Raw genomic sequence first — 13,409 nt, 5'->3', positions numbered from 1 at the left:
GCTATTTGCCAGGTGTTAGGGGCTATCTGCCGTAGGTATTACGCCTGTCCATTTGCATCGCATTTGTATCGAGCGATTTTTGTCGCGATTTATGACGCTGTATTGCATTTCTGCCAACTTTCGATATCTTTGCCATTAAGATAGGGGGATATCATGAATCAATTCAATCGACATACCGTAACGGTGGCGATGACGGGGGCGTCTGGTGCCCAGTATGGCTTGCGCTTGGTCGAGTGCTTGCTGGAAGAAGGCCATACTGTTTATTTTCTGATTTCAAAAGCCGCTCAGGTTGTGCTGTCAACAGAGACTGACCTGAAAATGCCGGGACAGGCTGCGGCGATGGAAGCGTTTTTAACTGAATATTTTGCTTCAGACCCCGGTCAGTTGCGCGTCTTTGGCAAGGAGGATTGGATGTCTCCGGTGGCATCGGGTTCGTCTTCCCCCAGTCACATGGTGATTTGTCCCTGTAGCACCGGTACGCTGTCGGCAATTGCCCGTGGCGGTTGTGATAATCTAATTGAGCGGGCCGCAGATGTGGCGCTGAAAGAGCGTCGTAAGCTGATTATTGTCCCGCGCGAAACACCCTATTCTGCGATTCATCTGGAAAACATGCTGGCCCTGACCCGCATGGGAGCCATCGTGATGCCCGCGAGTCCCGGCTTTTACCACCAGCCGAAGAGCATTGATGATCTGGTTGATTTTATTGTGGCCCGAATTTTAGATCACCTTGATGTGCAGCAGACTCTGGTATCCCGTTGGGGCGAATCCCGCCTGACATGAGGTTGAACATATGACTCAAAAACTAAATCAAGATGACAGCGGCGCTGCGTTGAATTCTGATGACATAACAGAACGAGGCCTGGAGTGGAACCGGGTACCGGCTGCTATCTGGCGTGCCCGGCGAGGCATATTGAGGCCCGTAACCCGGTTGGATCCGGTCCGGTTTTCAGATCTTCTGGGGGTGGACCGCCAAGTGGCTGCGTTGCGGCATAATACAGAACGTTTCCTTCGCGGGTTGCCCGCTAATAATGTGTTGTTATGGGGGGCGCGGGGGACCGGAAAATCCTCACTGATTAAAGCCTTGCTCAATGAATATGTCACAGAGGGCCTGAGGATTATTGAGGTCGATAAAAACGACTTGCTCGATTTGAATGATATTATCGATGATATCCGGGATGAGAGTCATCGCTTCGTAATCTATTGTGATGACTTGTCTTTTGATGCCGGAGAGTCTCAATACAAAGCGCTGAAAAGCGCACTGGAAGGCTCCATTGAACTGCCTCCGGACAATGTGCTGGTGTACGCGACATCGAACCGACGCCATTTGCTGCCGGAATATATGAGTGATAACGACAATTCTAAAGTCGTGGATGGCGAGTTGCACCATGGCGAAGCCGTTGAAGAGAAAATCTCGCTTTCGGATCGGTTTGGATTATGGTTGTCCTTTTACCCGATTAGCCAGGACGAATACCTGAACATTGTCGATCATCTTTTTCCAGCGGTGCAAGAGCGCTCAGCACTACACCGGGCTGCATTAAAGTTTGCCTACACTAAAGGCGTTCGCAGTGGCCGGGCAGCAAAACAGTTTTATCGGGCCTATTCCGGTGAATTTAACTAAGTGTGAATGAAACGGATCCGGGCACCTGAAGTTCAGGTGCAATAACCGCTAATAGCCTTCGTCTATACTAGAACTATACTTTGAAAAAGTGAGCTTGAAAGTTACCTTATCTGTCGCCGATTTATTGTGGTAGTTAGAGTGAGAGGCTGTTGGTCTGGTGTTGATGATCTCCGAACTCCGTATTGTGCTCCTGTTTGTGTTCGGCAGCTTAATGCTGCTCGTGATGCCCGGTGCGCACGGTTCGCCCGATGATCCATTTTTTCCATTTTGGATCAGTGAGCGAACGCCAGACCCGCAACTGCTCGGGCTATGGCGTGTCCAGCTCGACGCTGAAATCAAAACGAAAGCCAATTCAGAATTCGCATCAGCAAAAGAGATCTACCACTGGGTCGAACATCAGGAGCGGGCACGATTTAAATTCGCCGGACCTCAAAGCCATGCCTTACAGCTTCAAGGTGGGAAATCTGAGTCAGGGGCAACGTCCGTATCGGAGACGGAGCACTGGTATTTCCTCCGTTTGGGCTTTCATTCCGAGCAATTGTCCGCTAGCGCGGATCAGGCTGAACTTTATTGGCTACTATTTGATGGTGCCAGTATCTGGGAGATAGAGACTTATGTTTACCCGGAGTGGTCGTCAGAAGTTAGTCATAAACGACCTACAAACCCTGATTCACTGGTGTGGTCTGAATTCCGTCACCTGCCACTTTTATTACCTTATCGGCTCAACCATCAGGTTGATGTGCTTGTCAACGTTCGCGGGAATGGACCGGTTTTCCCCACAGTCAGACTCTACACCACTTCAACACTTGAAGGCGTCGCCCGTGAGCGAGTTTATTTTGGCGGCCTGTATGCCGGGCTGTTGTTGGGGCTGATGATTTGGCACCTTTTTCTCTGGTGCCTCCATCGCCAGCCTGTTCAATTTCACGCGTTGCTCTTATGGGCGGTGTTTGGTGGCGTACAGCTTTTTGCCTCAGCATTGCCTATTCATGGATTGGCTGTGGTGGATGCCCTGGCCGACCGGCAGCGTTTATTACATTACGAGCAAGTACTGATGCCGTTGGCGTTCGCCGTGGCAGTCCTCTATTCGAAGTCTTTGTTCAATCCGCTCGTCCAGTCCCGGTGGGCGGGATACGGCCTGTCTCTCCTGATCCTGGCCGCTCTGGTCGTCGCGGGGTTGTCCTGGTGGGTACCCGGTCTGGCCACTATTGATGGATATATAAACGGGTATATGCTGCTGGAGCCGGTCTATGTGCTTGTGCTGTTGCTATTGGGCACCATTATGATTCGATACTGGCTCATGCCTGGAGTGTTGTTTGTCGGTGCCTGGCTGATTTACTTAATCGGTATGTGGATCGATGTATTAAGCCGACAAGGTGTTCTCAAAGACAGTCTGGCAGTTGAGAATATTCAACCATGGACGGTGCTGTTGGCGCTAATGTTGCTCTCTCTAGCCTTACTAAGCCGAATGCGAAATAGCGCACATCAAGCCGTCCGAGGGGAACCTTCTATACAGTCTGAAACCGTACCCATTCATAAACATGACATGGCGCAATTGGAGAGTTGGATTGAAGATCACGATGGTGACGAAAATGCGGCTCCTGAAGATAACGTTGCTCTTGAAGATAAAGATGGACAACATCCACTACGGCTGCTGGTCATTGTGTCGCTGGAGCAGTCCCATGCAAAAAATCTCAGTATTGAACCACCGCATCGTGGTGTCGCAGCCGTGAAAACGGATCGTTGGCAGTCTTCCGTAATCTGGGGTGGGGCGTTGCTTTTTCAAACGCTGACGTCAATTGCCCGGAACGGTTTTGACAGTATTGATCGAGTAATATTTTCCGGGTACAGCTTTGCGGCACTCATTAAAGACCTTCAAAAATGTGAGGGTATTGCGAATTTCACCAAGGTGCCTATGCTTATGGAAGTGGAGGCATTGGATGCAGCATATATTCACCAGTGCCGGCAACTCGGGATTAGTCTCGTTAAACCTGGGGGCGATATTGAGGTAATGCATACACAGATGTTGCAGGCAAAAGCGGAATTTGATGTGCACCACCCGTTACTTGCTCATCCGGCGGCAACCCTCAGAGGCGGTTCTGAGGTGGATGTCGAGGTGGATAACGAGCTCGATTCAGTCGCTGAACAGGGTAGAGAGCCTGAGGTGTTAATAACGTCAGAATCGGCAGGGCGTTTCGTGCCTGAGCCATCAGAAAATACGGGGGGGGAGCAGCGAATCAGTTATGAAAAGGTGCTTGAAGAGGAGCACGAGGATTTACTGTCGATGTCCTTCAGTCTTCCTGCTTCTAAACCGGAGTCCCAAACTGTTCCCCTTGTAGACTGGCGTCAGGCTCTGGAGCATTCGGATGGATCTGAAGATACGCTCAAGGAGCGGCTGGCCATTTTGCTGAACGAGCAAAAGGACCAGTTACATATTCTGCTGGATGCGTTCGATCAGCGCGATTACCGGTTGGCGGAACGGGCCGTTCGGTTGTTGGCTAAACTGGCTGCAGATGTGCCAGCCCGGCAACTTCATCACTGCGCTGCAGGCTTGACGGAAGCGCTTTGTCTTCGGCTTTCGGGGAACCCTGAAACGGGGCCGGATGAAGATCTGAGCCAAGATTCGGAAATCGAGCATTTGTTGTTTGAAACCGATAATGCATTCCGCCAACTGGTGTCCTACGTCGACCAGCAACAAGGTATTTCTTCGTTGTTGCGGACCTGGAATACAGCCAGGAATAAAGGGGAGGCTGAGTGACCTCGGTCCCTAAACCGCACCCTTGTGGTGGTGAACAAGCACTGTTCCCCCGGTGGCATGTATTGCTCAACTTGGCCTGTGTCGTTGTCGCACTTGTGCTATTGTTTACACCTTTTCGAGTTATGGAGGCTTCCCAAACCGTTTCGGAAGACGCTTTCCATTCCGGAACCTTCGATTCTAAACGTTTGGAATATGCCCGCACCGACGCTCCTGATTCAGACGCCCAAGGTGCGCTGGGCCTTGTTTTGAATGAATGCCAGCCGGATGCCCCGGTGCTTGATCTCCGGCAAGCGGTGTGGGGGCAGGGGGAAATTTTTTCGTTGGCCGGTAAATGGTCATTTTATTGGCAGGCATTGCTCACCGGTCGGGAGATCGATGCCAAACCCCCGGTAACCTACCAGGTTCCGGGGATCTGGAATTCGGCGGAGGCTGAGCGTGCGGCTTACACACGCGTCGGCTATGGCACTTTGCACCGATGTATCATCGTTCCTTCCGATATCACCAGCCTATACCTTGCTGTGCCGGATACGCCAAGTGCGTTTAGGCTTTATGTCAACGGTTTACTGGAAGCTTCTGTGGGGCGGGTTGGTCGTGACTTCGAGTCCGAGGTCCCCCGTTTTTTACCCAAGGTGGTTCAGCTGAGACCAATCGACGGGGTGCTGAATCTACATTTGCAGATCAGTAATCACCACTTTATCGAAGGTGGGCTCTGGCGCAGTCCTGAATTGACCGATGGTTCGGGCATCTTCTTTTTGCAGGACTGGCCGCTGTTATTGAACGTGTTTGTCTTTGCCGTCTTGTTCACCATTGGCCTGTATCACCTTGCGATTTTTGCCATGCGTTCCCAGGAGAAAGCCGCAGCCTACTTCGGTATGCTTTGTCTGATCATCTGCCTGCGAACCTTATTAGTGGATCAGCGCTTGCTCCATCAGGCGGACTGGATTAGTTGGGATGTGCTGCAGCTACTGGAGTTTCTCTGCTTTTATGTCACCGTACCTTTTTTCGCAGGGTTTATCCGTAGCCTGTTCCCGTCTGCCGTGTCGGCAAAGTTACTGCCCGCTACAACCTTGATCGCAGCGGTGTTTTGTTTTGTCGCCTTGTTTAGCCCGGTTCGCTTTTTTGCATTGTTCGCCGTTCCCTATCAGATTGTGGTTTTAATCGTGGTGGTCTACTGCCTGCTGTGTAGCGTTCAGATCGTGCGGCAGCAATTACCCGGTGGCGGCCTTTTTGCCACCAGTCATGTGCTGTTCTCCGCCGCGATTATCCACGACGTGCTGCTACACAATCTGTTAATCTCCGGTCAGCCCGTGATTACTCTGGGGTGGCTGGCTTTTGTGATATTCCAGTCTATTGTCCTGAATCGGCGCTATGTGAAAAGCCTTTCGATGGTTGAAGATATGTCAGATCTCCTGCAAAAGCGCAATGCCGAGCTGGAAAGCATGAGTGCCTTTAAAGATGAGTTTCTGGCGACGACTTCCCATGAACTTAGAATGCCATTGCACAGTATTGATGGTCTGGCCAAAATTCTGCTTAAAGATCCGGCACTGGTGCCGCTGCATCAACAACGACACAATGTCGAGCTGATTTCGGCTACGGCCACCCGTCTGGGAAATCTGGTGAACGACATCCTGGATTTTGCCTCAATCAAACACGGTAGTCTGGATCTGCAACAGGAAGTGGTTGAACTGCGGAGTCTAATCGTCGCAGTCATCGACAATGTCGAGCCGTTGATCGGCACCAAGGATATTGTGCTGACCACAGATGTGGATGACAGTGTTAAATTTGTCTTTGCGGATGCGAACCGTGTACAGCAAATATTATTTAACCTGTTGGGTAATGCCATCAAGTTCACCGAGGAAGGTTTTATCCTGCTTAAATCCAGGCGAAAAGGCGTGGCGGTTGAAATCGAAGTGATTGATACCGGAGTGGGAATAACGCCGGACAAGATGGATATTATTTTTGAACCGTTCGAAAAACTCTCCCAAAATCAGGCTACGGCCTACCAAGGGACCGGGTTAGGGCTGTCAATCAGTCGTAAGCTGGTGGAAATGCAGGGGGGGGAGATGATTCTGGAAAGTCGGGCGGATATTGGTACAACTGTCCGGTTTACATTGCCTGCGGCTGAGCCGCAAGTGCCTTCATCAGAGGGGGGAACCGGCGTGATCGGAGCAGAAAATACTGAAATAGAGTCCGCCGATTCGCCTTACCTCAATGAGGAAAGCAGTTCCCGTGGTGCAAATCACGCAATCAAGGTGCCGACAGGTGAAGTGATGATGCGCTCGGGATCTGATTCACGTGAGGCGCGAATGGAACCCGATGGGGCATTTTCTCGGTATGGCGGGACGAAGTTTGGCACCTCGGCGAATGCATCTTCGAGACTGTTGTCCCCGAAATCCGAAGAATTTGCGCTGATTTTTTTTGTGGATGATGAAGAGTTGAACCGGCATTTGCTGCAAAAGCAATTGCAACAGGCTGGCTACGCAACAGAAGCCTTTGCGGGTGGTGGCGCAATGTTGCAGCGTCTTAAGTGCAAAGTACCGGATTTGGTTGTACTGGATTTGATGATGCCAAATCTCAATGGCTTTGAGGTCTGTGCACACATTCGGGAACAGTTCGACGCTTATGAATTGCCGGTGATCATGTTGACCGCTCGACACCAGTCTGCCGATATTGTCAGAGCGCTGTCACAGGGGGCCAATGACTATCTGACCAAACCATATCATCAGCAGGAGTTGGTGGCGCGGATTCAATCGTTGCTGAGTGTTCGCAATCTTTGGAAGGCCCGTGAGGAGAATCAGCGGCTAAACGAAGAAATTAATCGCCGGATTGATGCAGAAAGTGCATTACGGCAGAGCAATGAACGTTTGCTACAGGTATTGAATCAGGCGGAGCAGGCGATGGCGCTGCTGGATCGGGATCTGGAATTGCTCTACTTCAATTGGGCATTTCGTGACTGGTTTGGAATTCCGAACAAGATCTTGCCTGATCCTGAACAGATTTTGGGGCAGGTCGTCATCAATGCATTAAATGGCTTGCTGGAAACGACTGATCAGGAAACTTGCGAATTCGCCGTCTGTTTCTCAAGCGCGGAGCGGGATACGGGGCGAACGCTCTCTGAGGTGTTCCCCATCGAGACCGACACGGATCGTCGGCAACCCTGTGAGGCGATTCTAATTGCCAAAAGCTGCCAGCAGGAAGATGAAATCTACATCGCACTGGAGATCCATCACAAACGCAGCGCCTACCGCGAGGCCTGGTTATCGGATGGTTTGTTTGGAACAGAGACTGAAGAGCCCGAACCCCTGCAAGTGATATCAACCTTGTCCACAGAGCTAAATGAGAGTCGTGGTCGATTGGATGCCCTGGAAACCGCCTTGCACGCGGTTACTCGGCTTCTATCGCAACAACAGTCGAAGCAGGCTGTTGAGTTGCTACAGGGGAAAACTCAGAACCGCACTCAACCTGTCACGCCCTCTGGTGTTGAGCGACGTGAAGCCTTGGTGGAATTATTGCGAATTTCCTTGAATTATTGGGAGCGCTATACCACCAAATCGAAAACGGCACTGGCCGAGGAAAGCAAATGCTGGCGGGTCTATGTTGACGGTGGCACCGTGAAAACCCGAACCTTTGATAAATACCTGAGTCCCAAAACCCTGCCTGCCCATCCCCGTTGGCGTTCGGTCGTTCGTACGGCAAACTTTGTACTTGCCCAGTGTGAACTGGAGGCACCGGATCAGGCGATAATTAACCATCAAATTGCTTTGATCGAAAAGTTGTACGCTTGAATTTCACGTTATTCCCGCGTAATTTTTATTTCATGTCCTTAATGCTATTGCTATATTAAACAATTAGTTAGGTTTATTTTTACCTAATTTGACCTTTATTTTACTTCTGTTTTTCTGTGATTTTGAGATGATCGCTCTCGCTCTGAGTGGTGCAATTTATAGGATATTACCTCTGCCACGGACGGCCGTTTTTTGTTCTCCAGAATGAAAAACGAGCCATACATTCAAGCAATAGAGAAGGTGATAACGACAATCGCAGAAGAATAAAAATAACCTTTGACATGTCAGAAAAAATAAAAATCAGCATAACAATAAAATCAGACAGGCAGAAGACATGACACATCTCAAACCGTTTACTCTGTTCAGAGACCTCAACGAGAAGCGTGCCGAAAAGTGGGTTTCGCCACGGACTTTTTAAGCAATAGGGGGCAGAGACCGTGCTGATCTCTGAGACCGAATCAATCGTTCAGTAAGTCGGTGTACACCATGGGACGCACACGCTTGAACTGGCCTTCCACGATACGGGCCAGACGCAGCAGTGTGTGTTCCTCCCAGGCTCTGCCCATGAGTTGCAGTCCAATGGGGAGCCCAGACTGGGTATAGCCACAGGGAACAGTAATGGCTGGCAGACCGGTAAGATTGGCTGGGGTTACAAAACGCATGATGGCAGATAAATCAGTAATATTCGATTCACCATCCGGTAGCGCTTTGCTATTGATTTTCGGAGCCACGATACCCGTGGTGGGAGTCGCAATGACATCAACATCCTTGAATGCAGTTGCAAATTCATTCATGGCGAGCTGCCTGACCCGCTGCGCCTGAATATAGTCATGGGCCGTGAAGTGGCGGGACAGGCCCAAGTTCAATCGGGTGTCCAGGGCAAATCGTGTTCGGTCCTCACGGTAGGCGGCCTGTACCGCATTCATCATTTCTGTACTAATGCTGACAACGTGGGCGACCCGTTGCTCTTCCAGAAAGTTAATATGGGCATCCTTGATCAGCGCACCCTGCGCTTTTAGTGCTGCAAGGCCGTTCTGGCAGGCATCGACAATTTCTTCACTGGCATGCTGAAACCAAGGATGATAAACCCCGACCTTTAAGCCATGTAAATCATCATTGAAATAGTCGTGCAAGTGAACCGGCGGCTGACTTTGCGTCCAGGGATCTTGCTCATCCGGTCCGGCCATGAGCAGGTAAGCCAGCGCGGTATCATCCACGGTGGCGGCAATCGGGCCGATATGGGCGAGGCTCCAGCACAGGGGGGCTGCACCATGTTCACTGATCCGTGCCCAGGTGGCTTTCAAACCCACCTGGCCGCAGAACGCAGCTGGAATGCGCACCGAGCCGCCGCCATCTGCAGCAATGGCAATGGGGCAGAGCCCACTGGCCGTGGCCGCCGCAGACCCGCTTGAGGAGCCTCCGGTGTGGTAGTCGGTGTCGTAGGGGTTGCGACACACTCCGAAGTGGGGATTTGCCCCGGTCACACCAATACCAATCTCTTGCATATTTGCTTTGCCGATTATCAGCGCCCCCGCATCTCTCAGACGGGCGACAACTGTCGCGTCATCGCTGGCGGAGTGGTCACTCCCGTAGATTTGGGTGCCAACGGAGGTGGCGTAGGGCAGGGCATCCAGTTCATCTTTTACCGCAACCGGCACCCCTTCGAGCGGGCTGCGGGTTGCATTCTCTTTCAGGCGTCGTGCCGATTCCTGCGCCTGTAACCGGATATGTTGTTCATTGAAATTAATTATGGCATTGATATCGGCAGATTGGCTCTGTAGTCGTTTGATCAAACGTTCTGCCACTTCAGCGGGGGTCGTTGAACCCGTGCGATAGGCATGGGCATAGTCTGCAACCGTGACGGGCGGATAGCCGTGGTTTTCATCCGGTGCCGCGAGGCCTTCACCATAGCGACTCAAGAATGTCTCCCGGGCCTGTTCGATATCCTGCTTGCGTGGTGATTTAACGCCGGGGTGAAACGGCATCATCCGGGGGGATGTTTCCGGAGTGAAGTTGCGCAGCGCGTCAATGCCACCTTGCTTCAGCAATTGTTGTATCACGAGGGTGGGTGTATAGTTCGATTCCACTAACGTGACCAGGCTTTTCAAGGTGCGCCCCCAAACGGCAGGCACGTCTACAGACTTCAGGCGATAGCCGGTAGCTTTAGTATTCATCCAAATGGGTTCCTCAGGCAGGATTTGAGGCATCAACGGGGAGGGGGTCTCCAGGTTGAAACGAATTGAAAAAAAGTATAGTCAAAGTTGACGGCCTCGCTCCGGATTTGTCTGCCAATCTGTGTGAGGGAGTCTACACTTACTGGAAGTGCCGAAAAACTCAGGGGATAAGACAAGGATTATGACTGCACAGCATTCGACCGGTACGGGCTCAATCCCGTGCGGGACGCAGAAACCTGGAACGCAGAACGTCGTGACTCAACGCCAAAGTTGGGTCACACGTTGTAAAACACTGACACTCGTGAGTGCCCTGTCTCTTTTGACTGCCTGTGGTGGCGGAGGGGGGGGCGGTGACAGCAGCTCCGGCGGCGATAGCGGTGGTGACAATGGCGGTGATAACGGTGGCACCCAGATCAGTGCCTGTGCGGATTCCGTTGCGGTGGCCAGCCTCACTGCAAGCCAGGATGAGAGTTCGTTGTCTGATAGCCTGAGTAATGCTTTTCTGAATCGCTCGAATCAAGGTCTGGTGCTGCCCGAACGCAGTGCCCTGGCCAACTTCTCTGTTTCGGGCTCGATTGTGATTCCGGGCGGGGTTATGGTGGATTCCGACACCGCAGACCCGGCCAATGATGTCAGTAATAACAGCGTAGCCAGTGCGCAGGCCATTTTAAACCCGGTCTCGCTTGCAGGTTATGTCAGCACCCGGATCGGTCTGCATACTGATCCTGACGGTTTTGGTGTGACCAGTTTTCCGCGGGACGAGAATGACTACTATCGAGTTATCCTGAAAAAATCCCAGAATATTGCCCTGTACTCGGTCGATTCCGTCGACAACAGTGCCCAGTCCCTTTGTTTGCTGGACAGTGAGGGCAATGAAACCTTTACGCAAACCTCGGGATCACTGGTGAAAACCATGGTGGTACCGGCAGATGGTGAATATGTCATCCGGGTACGGGCACGTGGCGTTTCAGCGCTTTATCAACTGGTGATCGGGCAGGCCACTACGGCCCGTCAGTCGACACTGGATCCGGAGGCTGATTTCATACCGAATCAAGTCCTGGTCAAATTCAAAGACGGAACAGAACAGTTGCCGTCGGGGGTCATTCAGGACAACCCGGCACTGGATGGCGTGAAAGTCGTGGGTGGCGCTGGTGATACGGGTTGGTTAATGGATCTCAGTGCCCGGACCGCAACACTCAATTCACTCCCTGCGGGTGTGCAAATCGCCACGCTTTCCGCGGATGAGCAAAAGCAACAGACCCTCCAGGCGATTGCTGAAATAAGAGCATTGGACACGGTAGAGTATGCGGAACCCAATTATATTCGCGAGGCATTTCTGGAACCCAATGATCGGTTATTCGAGACCCAGTGGCATTATCCCCTGATCAACCTGACGCAAGCCTGGACCATCGCGCAAGCCTCCCCCATGGCGGCGGTGAGGGTCGCGGTAATCGATACCGGGATTCGCAATCATATTGATCTTGTCGGGCAAGTGGGTGATGGTTGGGATTTTATCGGCAATGATGATGATGCAACCGACCCCGGCAGCAGTCTTTCGGGGGCTTCAAACTTTCATGGTACCCACGTTACCGGTACGGTGGTTGCGTTGACGGATAACGTCGTCGGGGTAGCCGGTGTTGCAGGTGTGACCGATGTTTCCGGTACCCGCCCGGTGAAAGTGATGCCCCTGCGGGTTCTGGATGGTAACGGGAGTGGCTCGGATGCGGATGTGATTGAAGCGATCAAGTATGCTTCCGGTGTCAGCAATAAAAGTGGGCGCACACTGTCTGAATCGGAACGGGCCCACGTGATCAACATGAGTCTGGGCGGGCCGGGGAACAGCGCTGCATTGCAGGAAGCCATTGATATTGCCCGTAGCAACGATGTGGTCGTGATCGCCGCTGCCGGTAACGAAAATACCAGTAGCCGCAGCTTTCCAGCTGCCAATGATGGTGTTATCGCTGTGGGGGCGGTTGGACCGGATCGAACCCGGGCTTCTTACTCTAACTTTGGCACCAGTGCTGACATGTGGGTGGACATCGTGGCACCGGGCGGCGAGCTGCGTAAAGATTTGAATGGTGATGGTCAGCCCGATGGCATATTGAGCACCTGGGATTCCGATAACAGCTATGTTTTGCTGCAGGGCACGTCCATGGCATCCCCCCATGTCGCCGGTGTGGTTGCGCTGATGCGGGCGATTAACCCGAATTTGACGGGTGCCAATATTGAAACCCTGCTGGCCAGTGGCGAAATCAGTACGGATCTTGGCACCCGAGGTCAGGATCCTGTTTTTGGTTTTGGCTTGATAGATGCCGCACTTGCGGTGGGGGCGGCATCGGGTCAGGGTATTCCTGCGGTGTTAGTGGTTACGCCTGAGCAGTTGAATTTCGGCAGTGCGGAGGAGGAAATCTCACTGCGGCTCAGCAATGGCGGCACCGAAGCGCTGGAAATTCAGTCCGTTACCGGCGACGAGTCCTGGTTACGGGTCGAAGAAGTGGATGTAGAAGCCAATGGGCTGGGCGAATATAGAGTCATCGCCGAGCGCAGTGGTCTGGCGATTGGCGTCTATCTGGCTTCCGTCACCATTACCCTTGCAGATGGCGAGGAGCGTGTACTGTCGGTCATCCTTCAGGTACCCGATCCGAATGCGGGCATTGATGCCGGACGACATTATGTATTGATCATTCAAGCCAGCAGCTCAACCAGTCTGGATCCGGAAGCCCAGCAGGATATTACCGATGCTGACTCGGGGGCCTATCAATACAGTTTCCCGGTGGTACCCGAAGACAGTTACTATATCATCGCCGGAACAGATATGGATAATGACGGTTTTATCTGTGATGAAGGGGAATTCTGTGCCGAGTACCCGGTACTCAATGAGCCCCAGGAAGTCATCGTCGAGGGTGGAGCCGTTGCCGGCCTGACCATGACCACCAATTACCGGCTCGGGTTCGGCCAGACCGCAACCGGCGATAATGGCAAACGAAAAGGTTATCCCCGTTTTTTGGTGGAAGACAATCAACTCGATGAGGCCCGCTAAAAAACGCGGTTAACGGCGATGCGACAATCGATGTAAG

The 13,409-nt window shown here is 52.2% G+C and carries 6 protein-coding genes; 5 read left to right on the top strand and 1 reads right to left on the bottom strand.

Annotated elements, in window-relative coordinates; all coding sequences use genetic code 11:
- Window positions 1–153: 153 nt before the first annotated feature.
- The 4 genes from OLMES_RS20185 (at window position 154) to OLMES_RS20170 (ending at window position 8,158) form a co-directional block, all read left to right on the top strand.
- On the top strand, window positions 154–780 hold the full coding sequence (locus OLMES_RS20185) for a flavin prenyltransferase UbiX (RefSeq protein WP_087462922.1): 627 nt from the start codon (window positions 154–156) through the stop codon (window positions 778–780).
- 10 nt (window positions 781–790) lie between these two features.
- Window positions 791–1,618, top strand: a complete 828-nt coding sequence (locus OLMES_RS20180; RefSeq protein ID WP_087462921.1) for an ATP-binding protein — start codon at window positions 791–793, stop codon at window positions 1,616–1,618.
- A gap of 163 nt (window positions 1,619–1,781) precedes the next feature.
- Entirely contained in the window at window positions 1,782–4,373 is a 2,592-nt protein-coding gene (locus OLMES_RS20175; RefSeq protein ID WP_087462920.1) for a 7TM diverse intracellular signaling domain-containing protein, read from the top strand.
- Complete coding sequence (locus OLMES_RS20170; RefSeq protein ID WP_087462919.1) at window positions 4,370–8,158, top strand: response regulator; 3,789 nt, start codon at window positions 4,370–4,372, stop codon at window positions 8,156–8,158. The genes OLMES_RS20175 and OLMES_RS20170 overlap by 4 nt, the downstream gene beginning before the upstream one ends.
- Before the next feature lie 458 nt (window positions 8,159–8,616).
- On the opposite strand, the gene OLMES_RS20165 is transcribed toward OLMES_RS20170, so the two are convergent.
- Window positions 8,617–10,332 carry an amidase gene (locus OLMES_RS20165; RefSeq protein ID WP_087464585.1) on the bottom strand — a complete coding sequence of 572 codons (1,716 nt, stop codon included), beginning with the start codon at window positions 10,330–10,332 and terminating at the stop codon, window positions 8,617–8,619.
- 181 nt (window positions 10,333–10,513) lie between these two features.
- Between OLMES_RS20165 and OLMES_RS20160 the strand changes: the two genes are divergently transcribed.
- The gene (locus OLMES_RS20160) at window positions 10,514–13,372 is read left to right on the top strand and encodes a S8 family serine peptidase (protein WP_087462918.1); all 2,859 of its coding nucleotides are present in this window, start codon (window positions 10,514–10,516) and stop codon (window positions 13,370–13,372) included.
- Window positions 13,373–13,409 lie beyond the last annotated feature (37 nt).

It is taken from the genome of Oleiphilus messinensis (genome assembly GCF_002162375.1).
GTDB classification, from domain to species: Bacteria; Pseudomonadota; Gammaproteobacteria; order Pseudomonadales; family Oleiphilaceae; genus Oleiphilus; species Oleiphilus messinensis.
This window is presented reverse-complemented; position numbering and strand designations above follow the sequence as displayed.